The organism is Amycolatopsis tucumanensis, from assembly GCF_021654135.1.
Lineage (GTDB): Bacteria > Actinomycetota > Actinomycetes > Mycobacteriales > Pseudonocardiaceae > Amycolatopsis_E > Amycolatopsis_E tucumanensis.
In genome coordinates, this window is record NZ_JAKGSD010000041.1 from 35,365 (window position 1) to 53,496 (window position 18,132).

The 18,132-nt window shown below is 74.3% G+C and carries 18 protein-coding genes; 13 read left to right on the plus strand and 5 right to left on the minus strand.

Annotation, left to right across the window (positions count from 1 at the left end; genetic code table 11):
* Positions 1–32 precede the first annotated feature (32 nt).
* Genes L2C96_RS31280 through L2C96_RS31290 form a run of 3 tightly spaced genes read left to right on the plus strand, consistent with a single transcriptional unit; the run spans position 33 to position 2,715 of the window.
* The gene (locus L2C96_RS31280; RefSeq protein WP_020423043.1) at positions 33–554 is read left to right on the plus strand and encodes a peroxiredoxin-like family protein; all 522 of its coding nucleotides are present in this window, start codon (positions 33–35) and stop codon (positions 552–554) included.
* Positions 551–1,534: an LLM class flavin-dependent oxidoreductase gene (locus tag L2C96_RS31285; RefSeq protein ID WP_237338764.1), complete on the plus strand. Its 984-nt coding sequence runs from the start codon at positions 551–553 to the stop codon at positions 1,532–1,534. The genes L2C96_RS31280 and L2C96_RS31285 overlap by 4 nt, the downstream gene beginning before the upstream one ends.
* Before the next feature lie 8 nt (positions 1,535–1,542).
* Positions 1,543–2,715 carry a serine hydrolase domain-containing protein gene (locus L2C96_RS31290; RefSeq protein WP_237338765.1) on the plus strand — a complete coding sequence of 391 codons (1,173 nt, stop codon included), beginning with the start codon at positions 1,543–1,545 and terminating at the stop codon, positions 2,713–2,715.
* On the opposite strand, the gene L2C96_RS31295 is transcribed toward L2C96_RS31290, so the two are convergent.
* Positions 2,701–3,687: an NAD-dependent epimerase/dehydratase family protein gene (locus tag L2C96_RS31295; protein WP_237338766.1), complete on the minus strand. Its 987-nt coding sequence runs from the start codon at positions 3,685–3,687 to the stop codon at positions 2,701–2,703. The genes L2C96_RS31290 and L2C96_RS31295 overlap by 15 nt on opposite strands.
* Before the next feature lie 57 nt (positions 3,688–3,744).
* Positions 3,745–4,260, minus strand: a complete 516-nt coding sequence (locus L2C96_RS31300; RefSeq protein ID WP_237338767.1) for a winged helix-turn-helix transcriptional regulator — start codon at positions 4,258–4,260, stop codon at positions 3,745–3,747.
* 82 nt (positions 4,261–4,342) lie between these two features.
* Here L2C96_RS31300 and L2C96_RS31305 point away from each other — a divergent pair, with 82 nt between their 5' ends.
* Positions 4,343–5,689, plus strand: coding sequence for an MFS transporter (locus L2C96_RS31305; protein WP_237338768.1), 1,347 nt, complete (start codon positions 4,343–4,345; stop codon positions 5,687–5,689).
* A gap of 28 nt (positions 5,690–5,717) precedes the next feature.
* Here the strand turns inward: L2C96_RS31305 and L2C96_RS31310 are convergent, their stop codons facing one another.
* Entirely contained in the window at positions 5,718–6,587 is an 870-nt protein-coding gene (locus tag L2C96_RS31310; protein ID WP_237338769.1) for an alpha/beta fold hydrolase, read from the minus strand.
* 68 nt (positions 6,588–6,655) lie between these two features.
* Here L2C96_RS31310 and L2C96_RS31315 point away from each other — a divergent pair, with 68 nt between their 5' ends.
* Positions 6,656–10,129 carry an ATP-binding protein gene (locus L2C96_RS31315; RefSeq protein WP_237338770.1) on the plus strand — a complete coding sequence of 1,158 codons (3,474 nt, stop codon included), beginning with the start codon at positions 6,656–6,658 and terminating at the stop codon, positions 10,127–10,129.
* 471 nt (positions 10,130–10,600) lie between these two features.
* Here the strand turns inward: L2C96_RS31315 and L2C96_RS31320 are convergent, their stop codons facing one another.
* A complete protein-coding gene (locus L2C96_RS31320) occupies positions 10,601–11,728 on the minus strand; it encodes a C40 family peptidase (RefSeq protein WP_237338771.1) in 1,128 nt (375 codons plus the stop codon).
* A 99-nt stretch (positions 11,729–11,827) separates the two neighbouring features.
* Between L2C96_RS31320 and L2C96_RS31325 the strand changes: the two genes are divergently transcribed.
* From L2C96_RS31325 to L2C96_RS31360, 8 genes are all read left to right on the plus strand, one after another.
* Positions 11,828–12,649, plus strand: coding sequence for a biotin--[acetyl-CoA-carboxylase] ligase (locus tag L2C96_RS31325; RefSeq protein WP_237338772.1), 822 nt, complete (start codon positions 11,828–11,830; stop codon positions 12,647–12,649).
* Between the two features lie 23 nt (positions 12,650–12,672).
* Complete coding sequence (locus L2C96_RS31330) at positions 12,673–13,218, plus strand: PH domain-containing protein (protein ID WP_017986847.1); 546 nt, start codon at positions 12,673–12,675, stop codon at positions 13,216–13,218.
* The gene (locus L2C96_RS31335) at positions 13,199–13,798 is read left to right on the plus strand and encodes a GNAT family N-acetyltransferase (RefSeq protein ID WP_237338773.1); all 600 of its coding nucleotides are present in this window, start codon (positions 13,199–13,201) and stop codon (positions 13,796–13,798) included. Before L2C96_RS31330 ends, L2C96_RS31335 begins: the two co-directional genes overlap by 20 nt.
* Positions 13,799–13,883: 85 nt before the next feature.
* On the plus strand, positions 13,884–14,309 hold the full coding sequence (locus L2C96_RS31340; protein ID WP_020423032.1) for a YbaB/EbfC family nucleoid-associated protein: 426 nt from the start codon (positions 13,884–13,886) through the stop codon (positions 14,307–14,309).
* On the plus strand, positions 14,306–14,626 hold the full coding sequence (locus L2C96_RS31345) for a hypothetical protein (protein ID WP_020423031.1): 321 nt from the start codon (positions 14,306–14,308) through the stop codon (positions 14,624–14,626). The genes L2C96_RS31340 and L2C96_RS31345 overlap by 4 nt, the downstream gene beginning before the upstream one ends.
* Positions 14,627–14,629: 3 nt before the next feature.
* Complete coding sequence (locus L2C96_RS31350) at positions 14,630–16,480, plus strand: TNT domain-containing protein (protein WP_237338774.1); 1,851 nt, start codon at positions 14,630–14,632, stop codon at positions 16,478–16,480.
* Entirely contained in the window at positions 16,477–16,755 is a 279-nt protein-coding gene (locus L2C96_RS31355) for a hypothetical protein (RefSeq protein ID WP_017986852.1), read from the plus strand. Before L2C96_RS31350 ends, L2C96_RS31355 begins: the two co-directional genes overlap by 4 nt.
* Positions 16,756–16,823: 68 nt before the next feature.
* Positions 16,824–17,357: a DinB family protein gene (locus L2C96_RS31360; protein ID WP_237338775.1), complete on the plus strand. Its 534-nt coding sequence runs from the start codon at positions 16,824–16,826 to the stop codon at positions 17,355–17,357.
* On the opposite strand, the gene hisN is transcribed toward L2C96_RS31360, so the two are convergent.
* Positions 17,342–18,124 carry a histidinol-phosphatase gene (gene hisN, locus L2C96_RS31365; RefSeq protein WP_020423028.1) on the minus strand — a complete coding sequence of 261 codons (783 nt, stop codon included), beginning with the start codon at positions 18,122–18,124 and terminating at the stop codon, positions 17,342–17,344. The genes L2C96_RS31360 and hisN overlap by 16 nt on opposite strands.
* Positions 18,125–18,132 lie beyond the last annotated feature (8 nt).

The following is an 18,132-nucleotide window of genomic DNA, read 5'->3' on the forward strand; positions in this document are numbered from 1 at the left end:
GCGTACACCACACGCCTACGGAGGGATCCACCATGCGCGAGTTCGAACTGGACGCGGTCGGCGGCGAGCGCGTCCGCGTTCCCGACCCGGAACGCCTGGTCCACCTGCAGTTCCGGCGCTTCGCCGGCTGCCCGATCTGCAACCTCCACCTCCGCTCGGTCGTGCAGCGGCACGACGAGATCGAAGCCGCAGGCATCCGCGAGGTGGTCTTCTTTCACTCGCCCGCCGACGAACTGCGCGACTACGACCTCCCGTTCGCCGTCATCGCCGACCCGGACAAGCGCTACTACCGCGAGTTCGGCGTCGAGTCCGGCCGCCGCGCCCTGCTGCACCCGCGGACGTGGGGCGCGATCCTGCGCGGCTCCGCCCTGACGCTGCTCGGCAGATTCCGGCCGCCCGCGGTCCGGCAGGAGGGCGGGCGGCTCGGGCTGCCCGCGGACTTCCTCATCGACCAGGGTGGCCGCGTGGTGGCGCGGAAGTACGGCGAGCACGCCTACGACCAGTGGTCGGTCGACGAACTGCTGGCCCACGCGCGGACGGCGGTGGTCCGGTGAAGCACGGGCTGATGCTGTTCACGGATTCCTTCGGCAGCGGCGCTTCCTCGACGGAAGTGTTCGGCTGGGCGCTCAGCTACGCCGCGGAAGCCGAGCTCGCCGGGTGGGACGAGATCTGGACGACCGAGCACCACTTCACCAGCGCCGTGCACACCCCGTCGGCGGTGGCGATGGCGGCGTTCCTGCTCGGGCGCACCGGCCTCGGCGTCGGCACCGCGGTCGCGGTGCTGCCCAACCACCACCCGGTCGCGCTGGCCGAGCAGGCCGCGCTGCTGCACCACGTCGGCGACGGGCGGTTCACACTCGGCGTCGGGCGCGGCCAGCCCCGCGCGGATCTGGAGGTCTTCGGCGACGGGCTCGCCGGGTACCGCGACATCTCGGGGCGGCTCGCGCAGTTGTCGGAGGCGTTGCGCAACGGCGAGTTCGACGACTTCCGGGTCGTGCCGGACGTGCCGGGGCGGTCGCCGCTCGCGTTGTCCGCGGCCTCGGTGCCGACCGCGCGGCTGGCCGGGCGGTTCGGGTTGCCGATCATCCTCGGACCGTTCGTGAGCCTCGCCGACAAGCGTGCGATGGTCGACGCGCAGATCGAGGCGGCGGCCGGGCACGGGCACCGGATCGACCCGGCCGACAACGTCGATTCGAGCTACTTCGCGATCGCCGACACCACCGACGCTGCGCGGGAATCGCTGGTCGACGGGCTGCGGGCGATGTTGCTGCGCGGCGCGCCGGGCGCGCGGTGGCTGGTCGAGCAGCCGGAGATGACGGCCGACCGCGCTGACGCGATGGCCCGGCAGCTCGTGCGCAACGTGATCGCCGGTGACCCGGACGAGTGCGCGCGGCAGTTGCGTGAGCGGGAGGAGCTGCTCGGCGCTGGCCGGATCATCCTGATGCCCGAGGGGGCGGGCTCGGCCGGCGCCGTGCTGCGCACGGTGCGGCGGGCCGGCGCCGAAGTCTTCACAGCGGCTCACTGCTCGGCTTGAATCGGACGATGAGCACAGGCGGCTTGTCGAAAGCCCGGCTGGGGCGGCTCCACGACGTGATGGCCGGTTACGTCGAACGCGGCGAGGTCCCCGGGGTGATCACGCTCGTCGAGCGCCACGGGGAGGTGCACGTGGACGTGCTCGGCTCGGTCGCGTTCGGCGGGCCCGCGTTGAGCCGGGACAGCCTGTTCCGCATCAGCTCGATGACCAAACCCATCGCCGCGGCGGCCGCGATGGCGCTCGTCGAGCAGTGCCGGCTCCGGCTCGGCGAGCCGCTGGACGAGCTGCTGCCGGAGCTGGCGGACAGGCGGGTGCTCGCCCGGATCGACGGGCCGCTCGACGAGACGGTCCCCGCCGAGCGGGCCATCACGCTGCGGGACCTGCTGACGTTCCGGATGGGGTTCGGCCAGCTGTACCTGCCGGAGGAGCCGCCCATCGTGCGGGCGGCGCACGAAGCGGGCATCGGAATGGGCCCGCCGAGGCCGTCGGAGATGCCGGAGCCGGACGAGTGGATGCGGCGCCTCGGCTCGCTGCCGCTGATGTGCCCGCCCGGCGGCCGCTGGCTCTACAACACGGGTTCGGACGTGCTGGGGGTGCTGCTGGCGCGAGTGGGCGGTTCGCTGGAGGAGGTGCTGCGCGAGACCGTGCTGGACCCGCTGGGGATGGACGACACACGGTTCACCGCGGACGCGGACCGGCTGGTCACCGCGTACGGGGGCGACCTGACGGTCTACGACCCGCCGGACGGCGAGTGGTCCCGCCCGCCCCGGTTCCCGTCCGCCGCCGGCGGCCTGGTGTCCACGGTGGACGACCTGCTGAGCTTCGGCCGGATGATGCTCCACTTCGGACGGTCCGGCAGCGGGCGGGTGCTGGCGCGGCCCACGGTGGAGGCCATGGTGACCGACCAGCTGACGCCGGGGGAGAAGGCGGTGTCCGGCTTCTACCCCGGTTACTTCGACACGCGTGGCTGGGGCTTCGGCCTGTCGATGACCACCGCGCGCGACGACATCGCGTCGGTGCCCGGCCGGTTCGGCTGGGACGGCGGGCTCGGCACGTCGTGGTTCTCCGACCCGAAGGAGGACCTGGTCGGGATCCTGCTGACGCAGAAGGCCGGGTTCCCGCAGTACAACAACCTGTACCTGGACTTCTGGACCTCGGTGTACCAGTCAATCGCCGATTAGCGCGGCCTCCTCGTCGCGGGTGAGCCCGGCCTTGCGCGGGCGGTCCAGGCCACGGGCGCGCTCCTCGTCGAGGGCCGCGCGCACGGTGTCGACGAGCGGGCGGATCTCCAGCCCGGCCGCGTGCGCCGCCGACGCGTCGTGTGCGGCGAGGCCGTGGTGGCTCTCCGGCAGCCACAGCGGCAGCGACTTCGGGCCGAACCACGGCTGGACGCCCGCCGCGGTCAGGGTTTCCTCGGCGACCGGGACCAGTTCGGTGCCGGGCGGGGCGACGAGGTCGGCGATCTCCTCCAGCACCGGGCCCAGCGGAGCGACCGGGCTGACCGCGTCGTAGGCGCCGGTGAGGCGCTGCTCGCCTGCCGTCACGATCCACGCCGCGAGGTCGCGGACGTCGACGTGCTGGAACGGCTGCTTCGGGGTGTCGGGCACCGCCACGCGGCCGCCGCGGCTGAAGCGAGCCGGCCAGTAGCCGAAGCGGTCCATGTAGTCACCCGGGCCGGTGATCTGCCCCGGCCGCACGATGAACAGCCGGTCGCCGAGGGCGTCGCGGGCCGCGTGCTCGCAGGCGACCTGCACGCCGCCGTAGACCTCCGGCGTCATCTCGGCCAGGTCGATCCGGTCGTGTTCGATCGGTTCGTGCTGCGGGGATTCCGCGGTCTGGCCGAGCGTCGCGGTGTCCGCGTAAGTGTTGATCGTGGAGACGTACGTCCAGTGCCGGGTGGTGATGACGCGCAACGCGTCGCGGACCCAGCGCAGCCCGGTGTACGCGATGTCGACCACCGCGTCGAACCGCTCACCCGCCAGTACGTCGATCGAGCCCGGCTCGTCCCGGTCGACGCGGACGTGCCGCGCGCCGTCCGGCACGCTCCCCGACACGCCACGCGCCGCGCACACGACGTCGTGACCGCGCCGGACCGCTTCCGCCGCAACGGTTTTCGAGAGGAACGACGTCCCACCCAGCACCAGCAACCGCATGTGATCGACTCTGCCTGAGCCCGTGAATGGCGGGCCAGGGATTTCGCGCAGAGCGGATCAGGTCAGCGGGGTCAACAGCCGGTGCGGCTCCCGCAGCGCGACGCTCACCGGGTCGTCCCGGTGGTCGCGCTTCGCACCGGGGCCGAGGCTCACCACCAGGTCCGCCGGCGCGGGGACGGTCCGGCAGCGCGGGCAGAGCCCGGACTCCGTGACGGCCGTGCCGCAGTCCGCGTGGCTGAAGACGCGCCGCGGCCCGGCGGGCGGCCCGAACTCGTGCTCGCCCCACTGCGCCAACGCGAACACCGCGGGCCACAGGGCGATGCCGCGCTCGGTGAGGACGTACTCGTGGCCGGACGGCCGCGGACGCCGTTCGAGCAGGCCCGCGGCGACCAGGGACTTCAGCCGGTCGGTGAGGACGGCGCGCGGGATGTCCAGGTGCGCGCACAGGTCGCCGAACCGGCGGACGCCGTAGAAGAAGTCCCGCAGGACGAGCAGCGTCCACCGCTTGCCGACGACCTCCAGCGCCCGCGCCAGTGAGCAGTCCTGGGTCGCGTAGTCCTTGCCGAGTGCCACGGATCCAGCATAGCGACTGGTTCAGTTATTGAACTACTGCTGCTAGTGTCCCTTCTAGTTCGTTGACTGAACTGGAGGGGTGATGGCAACGCTGGTAATCGCGTGCGCCGCGGCGTTCCTGGTGCTGGTGAACTTCACCGCGCCGCTCGCCACGCTCGGCGAGATCGCGGACGCGCTCGGGGCGGGGCCCGCCGGGCAGACGTGGATCCTCGGGAGCATCAGCCTCGGCCTGGCCGCGGCGCTGCTGATCGCGGGGAGTCTCGCGGACACGTTCGGCCGCAGGCGGGTGTTCGTGCTGGGCGGAGCGGGGCTCGCGGCCGGCAGCGTGCTGTGCGCGCTGGCCCCGGCGACGTGGGCGTTCGTCCTGGGGCGGATCGTGCAGGGCGTGGCCGGGGCGGCGTTGCTGGTGTCCAGCCTGGGGCTCATCGCGCACGCCCACCCGGCCGGGGCGGCGCGCGTGCGGGCGACGGGGCTGTGGGGCGCGATGCTCGGTGGCGGGATCACGGTCGGGCCGGTGATGGCCGCGCTGTTGACCGCGCCGGCGGGCTGGCGGTCGGTGTACTGGCTGATCGCGCTGCTCGGCGCGGCGGTGGCGGCCGCGGGCGCGCGGTTGCCGGAGTCCCGGGGGATCCCGCGGCCGACGGACTTCGCGGGCCTGCTGACGCTCGGGCCGGGGATCGCGCTGCTGGTCGCGGCCCTGACCGAGGCCCGCGCGGGGTGGGACGCGGGTGTGGTCGTCTGGGCGGCGCCGGCGGTGGTCCTGCTGGGGGTGTTCGTCGTGGTCGAGTTGCGGGTCGCGGAGCCGATGATCGACCTGCGGCTGCTGCGCGCCCCGGCGTTCCGCGCGGCCACGACGGGGGCGCTGACCAGCGGGATCGCGGTCGTGTCGTACATGACGTTCCTGCCCAGCCTGTTGCACCGGCTGCTCGGGCTGACCCCGCTCGCCGCGGCGGCGGTGGTGTCGATCTGGTCGGGCGTGTCGTTCGTGGTGGCCGCCCAGGCCCGGCGGGTGACGGGACGGCTGGGCGACCGGCGCCAGGCCGCGCTGGGGCTCGGCCTGTGCGCGGCGGGGGAGCTGGCCACGCTCGGGTTGACGGCGCACTCGTCGTGGTGGCACTTCGCGCCCGGGCTGGCCGTGGCGGGAGTCGGCACAGGCCTGTCGAACGCGGCGCTGGCGGGGCTCTCGGTGCGAACCGTGCCGCCCGACCGAGCCGCGATGGGCACCGGGGCCAACAACACGGCCCGCTACGTCGGATCCGCGCTGGGGATCGCCCTGGTCGCGGTCGTACTGGCGGTGGCGCCCGGTGCGGCCGGGGTGAACTACGCGGCCGCGATCACGGGCGCGTTGGCCTTGCTCGGCGCTGTGGTGACGGCCCTGAGCCGGGAGCGCGTTCCGGAGCACGGGCTGGTGAGCAGCGGACGGGGCTAGTCGGTCATCCGCCGTCCGCTGCTCGCCGTCATCGCGCCAGGAGGTCTCGCAGCGCCTTGATCACCTCGGCCGGGCCTTCTTCCGCCATGAAGTGGCCCGAGGTCACCGTCCGGTGGTCGAGGTCCGGCGCCCACTTCCGCCACACTGCCGCGGCGTCGTAGCCGAGCGCGGCGCCCCAGTCCTGCTGCAGCACGGTCACCGGCATCGTCAGGTGGCGGCCGGCTTCGCGGTCGGCGGTGTCGTGCGTGATGTCGATCCCGGCGGTCGCCCGGTAGTCGGCGACGATCGAGGTCACCGCCTCACGCGAGGCGCGCAGGTACTCGGCCCGCACGTCCGCCGGGATCGCGTCCGGGTTCTGCGTCCACGCGTCCAGGAAGTAGCCGAAGAACTCGTCCGGCACGGCGCCGATCATCTTCTCCGCCAGCCCGGGCGGCTGCGCCATCAGGTACAGGTGGAACCCGACCGCCGCGCTCGCGCCGTGCATCACGTCCCACATGTCCAGCGTCGGCAGCACGTCCAGCGATGCCAGGTGCGTGACGGTGTCCGGGTGGTCCAGTCCGGCGCGGATCGCGACCAGCGCGCCGCGGTCGTGCCCGGCCAGCGCGAACCGCGAGTGCCCGAACGCGCGGGCCACCGCCACGACGTCGGCGGCCATCGTGCGCTTGGAGTACGTCTCGCCGGTGTCCGCGGGCTTGTCGCTGTCGCCGTAGCCACGCAGGTCCGGCACGATCACGGTGTGGTCGGCGACGAGGTCGGCGGCCACGTGCCGCCACATCAGGTGGGTCTGCGGGAAGCCGTGCAACAGCACGACCGGGCTGCCGGAACCGCCGATGGCCACGTTGAGTGAAACGCCCTCGGCGACGGGAACCCGCTGGTAGTCGAATCCGGTGATCTGCATGGCACCGAGCGTGCGCCGGCCCGGTCAGCAACGGATCAGCACGCGCTCAGCGGCTACAGTGCGTGGTGATGGGCTCGTCCGTGCGGTTCGCGGTGCTCGGCCCGCTGATCGCCGAGGCCGGGCGAGGTCCGCTCGACCTCAAGGGACCGCGGCACCGGGCCGTTCTCGCGCGTCTGCTGATCGCGCGCGGCCGGGTGGTGCCGGTCGACCGCCTCGTCGACGACCTGTGGGCCGACCCGCCCGATGGCGCGGTCGGTGCCATCCAGACCTTCGTCGCGGCGTTGCGTCGCGCGCTGGAACCCGACCGGCCGCCGCGCACCCCCGCGCAGTTGCTCGTGACCACCGGCGGCGGCTACGCGCTGCGCGCCGAGGAGGTCGACGCGTGGCGTTTCGAGGAGGCGGTCACGAAGTCCGCCGGTCTCGCGCCGGCCGAAGCACTGTCCCTTGTGGACGAAGCGCTGGGTCTGTGGCGCGGCCCGGCCTACGCCGAGTTCGCCGATCAGGCCTGGGCGCGTGCGGAGATCGCCCGCTTGGACGAGCTGCGCCTGCTCGCGGTGGAACGCCGGGCGGACGCGTTGCTGGGCCTCGGGCGTGCCGCGGAAGCCGTGCCGGACCTGGAGGCCCACACCGGCGCGCATCCGTTGCGGGAGAACGGGTGGCGGCTGCTCGCGCTCGCGCTGTACCGGGCGGGCCGTCAGGGCGACGCGCTCGCCGCGCTGCGCCGGGCACGGCAGGCGCTGGCCGACGAACTGGGCGTCGACCCAGGGCCGGACCTGCGCGAGCTGGAGGCGGACATCCTCGCGCAGGCGCCCGAGCTGCGTGGTGCGGTGGCTGAGTCGGGTGGCCGGGCGCCGGGCTCGGTCGGGCGGGGCGATGAGTCGGAGGGTGAGGCGTCGGGCCTGCCGGGTGGCCGGGGCGCTGCGCTGGCGGGTCAGGCGTCGGGTGGGCGGGGCGCTGCGCTGGGGGGTCAGGCGTCGGGCGGGCGGGGCGCTGCGCTGGGGGAACCGCTCGTCGGGCGGGATGACGAGCTGGCACGGCTCGTCGAGGCCGCCGGGCGGGCGTCCCTCGTCCTCATCTCCGGCGAGGCGGGCGCTGGCAAGACCGCGCTCGCCGAAGCGTTCACCGCTGAGATGGCAGCGCGGGGCTGGTCCACCGCGTGGGGCGTCAACCCCGAGCACGAAGGCATGCCCGCCGCCTGGCCGTGGACCCGGATCCTCGACGCGCTCGGCATCGCGCCCCCGGCCGAGCCGAACCGCTTCCAGTGGCACCGCGCCGTGCGCGAACAGCTCGCCCGGCGGGGCAAGCTGCTGCTGGTCCTCGACGACCTGCACTGCGCAGGCGAGGAGACCCTGGCGCTGCTGTCCGCGCTGGTCACCGACCCGCTGCCGGGGCCGGTGCTGATCGTCGCCACCTACCGCAGCACCGACGTCGCCCCCGGGCTCGCCGGTTTCCTCGGCCGCATCGCGCGGGCCGAGCCGGTGCGGATTTACCTCGGCGGCCTGCCCGCGGACGCGGTGCCTGCGCTCGTGCGGGCCGCCACCGGCCGGGACGTCGACACCGGCACCGCCCGGACGATCCACCAGCGCAGCGGCGGCAACCCGTTCTTCGTGCGCGAACTGGCGCGCGTGCTCGACACCGAGGGTGCGCTCTCGGCGGTGCCGCCGGGCGTGCGGGACGTGGTCCGGTACCGCGTCGCGCAGCTGCCCGACGCGGTCCAGGCCGTGCTGCGGCAGGCCGCGGTCATCGGCACCGAGGTCGACCTGGACCTCCTGCCCGGCGACGCCCTCGACGCACTCGAACTCGCCGCCGAACGCGGTTTCCTCGTCGAACACGGGCCGGGCCGGTTCCGGTTCGCGCACGCCCTCGTCCGCGACACGCTCTACCAGGACCTGTCCCGCTCGCGCCGGGCCCGGTTGCACGCGCGGATCGGCGAGGCGATCGAACGCCTGCGGCCCGGGGACGGCGCCGCGCTGGCGCACCACTTCCTGCTCGCCGAGGCACCCGCCGCGGTGCGGTACGCGCGCGCCGCGGCCGAGGACGCCGAGCGCCGCTTCGCCCCGCACGAGGCCGCGCGGCTGTGGCAGGCCGCGCTCGACCACGCCGACCGCCGCGCGCCCGCCGAGCCGGATCGTGGCGTGGCCGGCGGGAGTGCTGCCGCTGCTGGCGGTGGTGGTGCGGCTGCCGGTGGGAATGGCGGTGTGGCTGGCGGCGCAGGTGGTGCGGTTGCCGGTGGGGATGGCGGTGTGGCTGGCGGCGCAGGTGGTGCGGTTGCCGGTCGGGATGGCGGTGTGGCTGGCGGCGCAGGTGGTGCGGTTGCCGGTGGGGATGGCAGTGTGGCTGGCGGCGCAGGTGGTGCGGTTGCCGGTGGGGCTGGTGGTGTGCCTGGCGGCGCAGCTGGTGCGGCTGCCGGTGGGGATCGTGGTGCGGCTGTGGGCGCGGATCGGGGTGTGGGCTCCGGCGCCGGCGTGCCGGAGCGGCTCGAGCTGATCATGGGCCTCGTGCGGGCGCTGGCCGTCGCCGGTGAGCTCGATCGAGCGCGCGAGCACCGGGCCGAGGCGCTCACCCTGGCCGAGCAGGTCGGTGACCCCGCGCTGACCGCACGCGTGCTCGTCGCCTTCGACGTGCCCGCGATCTGGACCGCCGCCGACGATCCCGCGCTCGCCCGGCGGATCGCCGACGCGACCGAGCGGACCCTGGACGCGTTGCCACCGGGCGAAGACGCGGTTCGCGCACGTCTGCTCGCCACGCTCGCCCTCGAACTGCGCAACACCGCGGGCGACCGGGGACCGCGGGCCGCGCGGGAAGCCGAGGCACTGGCCCGGCGCCTCGACGATCCCGCCCTGCTCGCGTTCGCGTTGAACGCCCGGTTCATGCAGTCCTTCGAGCGCGCCGGGCTCGCACCGGAGCGGGCCCGCATCGGGCGCGAGCTGGTCGAGCTGGCCCGGCGCCACGAACTGGTGACGTTCGAGGTGCTCGGCCACCTCGTCCTGGTGCAAGCCGCCTCGGCCCTCGCCGACTTCGCCACCGCCGACCGCCACGCGGAGGCGGCCGACGAGCTCGGCGAGAAGCACGAGATCCCGCTCGTCGGCGTGTTCACGCAGTGGTATCGCGCGATGCGGACGTCCGCGGCCGGGCAGCCCGCCGAAGCGGCGTACCGCGCGGCGGCGGCCCGGCTGGCAGGCACCGGGATGTCCGGTGTGGACAGTGGGATCCTCGGCTTCGCCCTGCTGTGCGACCGCCTCCAGCGCGGCGCCGACCCCGGGCACGACCTCGACTTCGGCGCCTACGAGCCGTGGTGCCGCCCGGTGGTGTCCGACGACGGGTCGGAGATCCCGCCCTCTCCGCGCGACCTGCTCTTCGAAGCCCGCACGTGCCTGCACGCCCTGGTAGCGATCCGCCGCGGCGACCGGCCGGCGATGGCCCGCCTGCACGCCGAACTGCTGCCCGCGGCGGGCGAACTGGCCGGCGCGGGCAGCGGACTGCTCACGCTCGGCCCGGTCAGCCGGTACCTGGACGAGCTGGCCCGCCACGGCAACGGTTGAGTTGAGGTGCCCACAAACTCCCGTGCTCGTGACGGCTGCCCGGTCGCGTCGCGGTCCGGGCGGCAGACGTGCGTGGTGGCTGCTTGGGCCGGCGCAGCGTGGCTTCGGCTCGAAGCGGTTCACGCCTCGCGATCGTGCCGGGCGGCCGGCGATGCGCGCGGCCGTTGCGGGGCAGGCCTTCGCGGTCCAGCCGCGAGCGGATGGAAGTGGTCGGGGTGGAGCCGGTCTCGGTCATGTCGGCCATCCTGCCCGGGGAGTACGACAATTCCACGCCTGCGGCCGAATTCCTTCACGAGGTGGTGCAGTCGTGCACTGGGACACCCACCGGTGGTGATGTTCCGGACCTCTGGCCGGAGGATCTCGTGGCAGCGCTGAGCCGAGTGGATCAGGTCGTCGATGACGTGGCGGAGGAACGGGCGGCTACCTGCGGGCCAAGAAGCTCGACAACCGCCGGCTCAGGAGGTGACTGCGTCAGGCGGCCGGGCGGCTCGCTCCCGCGTAGTCGTCCGTCCGCGTGCGGTACGTCGCGATCTGGATGGCCATGCCCTGCGTCGGCGCGTTGATCATCAGGCCGTTGCCCAGGTAGAGGCCCACGTGGTGGATGCGGGTCGCCGGGTTGCCGTAGAACACCAGGTCGCCCATCTTCGGCTCGGCGACCGCCGGGGTGGACCGGAACTGCATGTCCGCGGTGCGCAGCAGGTTCACGCCCGCCGCGTCGTAGGCGGCCTTCGTCAGCCCGGAGCAGTCGAACCCGGCCGCGCCCGCGTCCGGGCCGTTGCCGCCCCACACGTACGGCAGGCCGAGCTGGTCGAGGGCGAACCGGGTGGCCCGCACCGACGGCGCGGACGCCGACGCCGGATCCAGCGAAAGCTGCGCGTACAGCTGGGCGTTGCCGAGCGCCTGCTGGCGGAACAGGTCCGAGTCGCGGTAGTGCTCGATCGCCTTCCACCAGCCCTGCCCGGCCTGCAGGTCGGTGTTCCCGGCGCACAGCGTGCGGCCCGCGGCCACGGACGCGTCGTCGATGTCCTGGACGTCGCCCCGCGCGCCGGCCCGCTGCCACTCGGCCTGGGTGAGCTGCATCGGCCCGCTGCGCGGCTCCGTCGCGGCCTCACCGGCGGCGCCGGTCAGCGGCACCGCGCCCAGCGCCTTCGCCGGCGTCCCGTCCGCGCCCAGCGACCCGCCGCCGAACCGGCCGTGGTCCGTGCTGGCCTTGCCGATCCCGGCGAGCGTCACCCACGACAGGTGGCAGCCCGGGTCCTCCTCGCGCAACGTCAGCTCGCCCGTCGCGTACCCGATCAACGCGCGCTCCGGGATGTCCAGCGGACCGCTCAGCCCGGCCGCCCACTTCTCCAGCTCGCTGCGGCCCTGCTCCTGGGGCGCCTGCGCCTGCACCGGGGCGTTCGGCTCGAGCACGGTCGGCGCGGACGCGAGCGCCGCGTTGCCCGGCGGCGGCTCCGGCGGCACCACGTCGGCGGCGGCCCGCACCTGTTCGCCCGGCGGCTCGACCAGCAGCCACCCGCAGGTGCCCACGGCGGCGACGAGGATCAGCGCGATCAGGGCACGCCCGGCGGCGGCCCGCCCCCAGGATCGGAAACGCATGGTCACCTCGCCAACACTAAAAGACAACGGCCGCTCCGGACACAGTGATCCAACGACCGGACCCCCTCGTGCGTGACGGAGGGCGAATAGGCTTCCCACATGAACGCGATCAACGCCGGGCGGCTGCGCGCCGAACTGCTCGCCCCGCAGGGTCCGTACGCGGCGCTGGACGTCGTCCCCAGCACCGGCTCCACCAACGCCGACCTGCGGCGGGCGAGCGTCGAGGGCGCGGCGGACCGGACCGTGCTGATCGCCGAGGAGCAGACCTCCGGCGTCGGCAGGCGCGCGCGGGTGTGGGCGTCCCCCAAGGGCAGTGGCATCTATCTCAGCGTGCTGCTCCGCCCGGTGGAGGTCCCGTTCAGCGCGCTGGGCTCGCTGGCGATCGCGGCCGGGCTCGCGGTGACCGACCTGACCGGCGAACTGGGTGTCGACGCCGTTCTCAAGTGGCCCAACGACGTGCTCGCCGGCCCGGACCGCGGCAAGTGCGCGGGCATCCTGTCCGAGGCCGTCGCCGGGGACGAGCTGGGCGTGGTGCTCGGCATCGGGCTGAACGTCCGCCCGCTGGGCCCGGGTGTCGAGCCGGGCGCGGGCGGGCTGCTGCCGACGTCGCTGGCCGAGCAGGGCGCCCGCACCACCGACCGCACCGACATCGCCACGTTGCTGCTGGCCGCCCTCGCCGACCGGGAGGACCGCTGGCGCGCGGCGGGCGGCGACCTCGCGAAGGCCGGCCTGCTGGACGACTACCGGGCCCGCTGCGAGACCCTCGGTCAGGAGGTGCGCGTGCTGCTGCCGGGCGACCACACGATTCTCGGCACGGCCGAGGACGTCGACGGCGCCGGCCAGCTAAAAGTGCGTGGCCAGGACGGCAAGCGGCACATCGTGTTCGCCGGAGACGTCGTGCACCTGCGCCCGGTACGGTGAAGCGGTCGCGAGAGGAGTTCGCAGTGGCCTACCCCGACGATCTGCTCAGCGAGAACGAGCAGGTCATAGTGCACAGCCATCCGCACGCGAAGATGCTGATCTGGCCGGTGATCGGTTTTCTCGTGACGCTGGGGCTGGGCATCTGGCTCGTCACGCTCGCCGGCGACGCGCCCGCGCCGTGGAACGACGTGGCCCGCATCGCGATCGCCGTGGTCGCGGTGGTGCTGATCGTCTGGTTCTTCCTGGTGCCGCTGGTCCGCTGGCGCACCACCCACTTCATCGTCACGACCGACCGCCTCATCGTCCGCGAGGGCGTGATCAAGCGCACCGGCATCGACATCCCGCTGGGCCGGATCAGCAGCGTGCAGTTCGAGCACGGCATCGTGGACCGCCTCTTCGGCTGCGGGACGCTGGTGATCGAGTCCGCTTCGGACGAGCCGCTGCGGTTCGAGGACATCCCGCGCGTCGAACGGGTGCACACGATGATCTACCGGCAGGTCAACGACAACCCGTACGACGACTTCCCCGGCGAGCAGGGACCGCAACCCCGTGGCCGCGGCGTCCGGTGATCTCACCCGATCCAGCGACCTGCGGATCACGGAGCTGACCGCGGGTGACTGGCCGCTGTTCGAGCGGCTGCTCGGCCCGGGCGGGCTGCAGGGCGGCTGCTGGTGCGCCTGGTTCCGGATGACCAGCAGGCAGTTCCGCGAGACCGGTCCCGAGGGGCACAAGGCGCACGTGCGCGATGAGGTGCGCGCCGGGAAACCGTTGGGGCTGCTGGGGATCCTCGACGACGAGCCGGTCGCCTGGGTCGCGGTCTCGCCCCGGCTGGACAACCCGCGCCTGGCCACCTCCCGGGTCGCCGCGCTGCCGGACGACGATCCCACGGACGTGTGGTCGGTGACGTGTTTCTACGTGCACCGCCGCGCCCGCGGGCGGGGCATCGCGGCGGCGATGCTGCGCGCCGCGACCCGGCACGCGTTCGACCGCGGCGCCCGCGTGGTCGAGGGATATCCGGTGGACGCCAGGAAAAAGCGGCCCGCGGGCGAGCTCTACCACGGCACCGTCGAGATGTTCGCCGCGGCTGGTTTCGAATTGACCGCACGACGTGACACGGTTCGGGCACTCATGCGTATTTCGGCTCGATGAGGCAACCTGATGCCGAGGGGGAACCGGAGCGCGCGGCCGCGCGTCCGAGTCCGAGCCGACTGCTGTACTCGCGAGGAGGGGTGCCGTGACCGAGCATCGGGCGCAGGTGGAGGAACTGCTCGCCGACTACCGCCGCAGCCGGGAGAACCTCGCGTCGGCGCAGCGCGATCTCGCGGCCGTCACCGCTTCGGCCACCGACGCCGACGGGCTGATCACGGCGACCGTCGGCCCGCGCGGCACCCTGACTTCCCTGACCGTCGCGGACGGCGCGTACTGGCGGTACCGGCCGAACGAGCTGGCGCAGCAGATCGTGCGCGTCACCGCCGAAGCCACCGTGCGGGCGCTCGCGCGGGCCGGTGAGGTGCTGGCGCCGGTCTTGCCCGCGGGCACCGATCCGCAGGCGCTGCTGCTCGGCACCGGCGACCTCGACGCGACCGAGATCGCGCCCGCGAAGCCCCGTCTCGCCCCGGACGAGGAGAGCCTCGAGGACCACCGCTGGATGACGCGATGAGCGGCGGGTTCGAGGCCGACGCCGACCGGCTCGCGGTTTCCTCCGGCGACTTCGGCAACCTCGCGGAGCGCGCGGCGGCGGTCGCGGAGCGGCTGGAGCGCGCCCTCGCCGGCGCGGACGGGGCGTGGGGCGACGGCCCGGTCGGGCAGGCGATCGCGGCGTCGCACGTGCCGTCCGCCGAGGAGACGCTGGCCGGGCTGCGGAGCCTGTCCGGGCGGCTGACGGCGTTCGGGCAGACCGTCGGCGAGGCCGCCGGGCGCTACCGCGGGTCCGAAGAGGACGCGCAGCAGGCGATCACCGACACGGCACAGGGGTAGCGCATGGGCATCGAGCTGCCGCGGGAACTCGCCGATCTCGCCGCGGAAACCGGGCTGTCCTGGCCGGACGCGGACGAGGACAGGTTGCGTGAGCAGGCGTCCGCCTGGCGCGACGCGCACCGCGAACTGACCGCGCTCGCCGCGGAGGCCGACCAGCAGGCGGGCACCGCGGTCGCCGCGCTGTCCCGGGACGCCGGCGAGGCGGCCGGGCGGGCGTGGTCGGCGTTCGTCGACCCGGAGAACGGGCACCTCACCGCCGCCGCCCGTGGCGCCGCCGAAGCCGCCGACCGGTTGGACAACGCGGCCGAGCAGGTCGGCGCCGCGAAGGTCGAACTGGTGCGGCAGCTCGTCGAGGCCGCGAAGAACCGGGACGCGAGCCTCGCCGCCGCGGAGAACGGCCACCCGACCGCGATCCTCGGCGTCGAACCGATCCTGCGTGGCACCGCGGCGAACCTGGCGGTCGTGACGCACGGCCTCGCCGCGACCCTCGGGCCGGCGCCGGTCGGCTCGCTGGTCACCCCGCTCGTCGAGCCGAACCCGGGCGCCCGCACGCCGGACGGCCAGGGCGCCCTGCTCGGGGTGGTCACCGGGCTGGCGCCGGAACTGGTGGCGCCGGGCGTCACGCCGTCCCCCGCGGTGCTCGGCAGCGCGCCGCCGGCTGCGCCGTCCGCGCCGGCTGTGCCGTCGGCGGTGGCCTCGGCCGTGCTGACGCCGCCGGTGGTGCCGCCCGTGGTTCCCGAACCGGCCTTCGCCGACACCGACACGGGCCCGATCCAGCTGCCGGACCCGCCGACCCCGCCGTCGCTGCCGCAGTACGAGGGGCTGCTCGACTCCGGCGGCTTCGACGAGGTGCCGACGCCGTCGACCGGGCTGCCGAACGCGACCGTCGCCGCGGGGTTCTCCGAGAACGCCGTGCCGCCGATGGGAATGCCGGGGATGCCCGGACTGCCGGGCGCGCCCGCTCCGGCTGCCGGATACGCGCCGGCGGCTCCCGCGGCCGGGTACGCGGCCCCCTTCGCGCCGCAGGCACCAGTCGCGCCGCAGCCGCCGGTCGCACCGCAAGCACCGGTCGGGCCGCAGCCGCCGGTCGCGCCGGGCCCGCGCCAGCCGTACCAGCCGTATCCCGAACCCGCCTCGCGCGCGCCGGAGCCGATGGGCGCGCCGCGGCAGGAACGGGAAACGATCGTCGCGTTGTTCCGGGTCCACATGTTCCCGATCGGCCACCTGCCCGTCGCCACCGACAAGCCGGCGCGGCAGCTGCCGGCGCCGCCGTGCGAGGTCGACTACGCGCCGGGGCTGCGGTTCCCGCCGCACGACCACCCGCGCTCGGACCTGATCCGCACCGACGACGCGCTGGCGAAGGTCCAGGCCGGGTACGGCCGCCGTCCCTCGCCCGCCGGGACGCCCCCGGCCGAGGTGCTCGCTGGGTACGACCCGCTGGGCGGTCTGCACGAACGCGACTGGGACCGCCGGTTCCTCGCCGGGAAGCGCCGCGAGGTGCCGGAGTACGCGTGGCCGCCGGGCGAGCTGTACCCCGAGGGCGGCACCGCGGAGGGCGAGCCGGAGGTGCTGGCCGAGGGCACGGTGCTGGACCGGTTCGGCGATCCGCGCGGCCGGGTGTTCGCCCCGGACGGCACCCCGTTCGCGCGGCGGTCGCTGCCGCCGCCGGTCCGCGACACCGGCTACCGGCGGTACCGCGTGCTGCGGGACGTGCCGGTCTGGCGCGCGGTGTCGGCGCCGTGGTTCGGGCAGCCCGGCGGCGGCGAGCGGTACCGGGCAGTCTATTCGGCCGACGAGCTGGTCACCCTGGGGTATCTGGCGGACATCACGTTCGAGGAGGGCGCTGCGCAGTGAACGTCGAGTCGATCGTGCGGTGGCTGGCGGCCATCGGGGTGCCCGGCGAGGTGATCTCGATCGGCAAGGAGGCCGACAACGCGTGGTGCCTGCTGCGCGTCGAGGAGTCCGAAGAGGGCGGCCCGGTGTGGGAGGTGTTCTGGCGCGAGCAGGGCAACCGCTACGACTGGGCCCGGTTCACCAACGAGCAGGTCGCCTGCCACTACCTGTTCGGCAGGCTGGCGTGGTCGCAGGTCGCCCGCGGTGCGGTGGGGTTGCTGCCCGCGCCGGCTTAAGACGGGCTGACGGCACCGTTAAGGAATTCGCGCTGGTGCTCGCGAGGCGCCGCGGTGATGCTCGACCCATGATCACCCCCGACACCAAGGACTGGACCTGGGTGCTTCGCGCGCCGTGCCCGGAATGCGGTTTCGACGCCGCGACGTTCACGCGCGAAGACGTGCCCGCGATGCTGCGCGCGAACGCCGGCGCCTGGCGCGAGGCGCTGGGCCGGCCGGACGCGCGGGAGCGGCCGGCGCCGGACAAGTGGTCCACCTTGGAGTACGGCTGCCACGTGCGTGACGTGTGCCGGATCTACCTGGAGCGCCTGCGGCTGATCCGCACGCAGGACGCCCCGCGGTTCCCGAACTGGGACCAGGACGCGACGGCGGTCGAGGACCGGTACGACACCCAGGACCCGCGGGTGGTGGCGGACGAGCTGATCGCGGCGGCGGACCGGCTGGCCACGGCGCTCGCCGAGGTGACCGGCGCGGAGTGGGACCGGACCGGCACCCGCAGCGACGGCGCGCACTTCACCGTCGACACCTTCGCGCGCTACTTCATCCACGACCCGCTGCACCACCTCTGGGACGTGACCGGCGAGCGCTACCGCCGCAGGTAGCCGAGCGCCTCGTCGTGCAGGTGCCCGTTCGACGACAGCGCCGAGCCGCCGTCGAAGCGCTCCGCGCCGGTCAGGTCGGAGAACCGGCCGCCGGCCTCGGTGAGCAGGATCTGCATCGGCGCGACGTCCCACGGGTTGACGATCGGCTCGGCCGCCAGGTCGATCGCGCCCTCGGCGACCAGGCAGTGCTGCCAGAAGTCGCCGAAGGCGCGGGTTTCCCAGCAGGCGTCCACCAGGCCCAGGTACGCCTCGCGCGAGTGGTACTCGGTCCACGAGCCCAGGTCCGTCGTGGACAGGTAGGCGTCGGAGAGCGCGGACACCGCCGACACCGAGATCCGGCGCTCGCCCGCGGAGTCGCTCATCCACGCGCCCTCGCCCGCCGCGGCCCACCAGCGGCGGCCCAGCAGCGGCGCGCTGACCATGCCGACCACCGGCTGCCCGTCCTCGACCAGCGCGATCAACGTCGCCCACACCGGGCCGCCGCGCAGGAAGTTCTTCGTCCCGTCGATCGGGTCCAGCACCCACGCGCGGCCCGACTCCCAGTCCGTGCCGCCGCGTTCCTCGCCCGCCACGGCGTCGTCCGGGCGTTCGGCGGCGAGCACCTCGCGCACCGCGTCCTCGACCGCCGTGTCCGCGTCGGTGACCGGCGTGCGGTCCGGTTTGCTGCTGACCTTCAGGTCGCGGGCGCGGAACCGGGCCGTGGTGATCGAGTCCGCCGCGTCCGCGAGCTTCCCCGCCAGGATGAGATCGTCCGTGTAGCTCGCCACGCCACGAT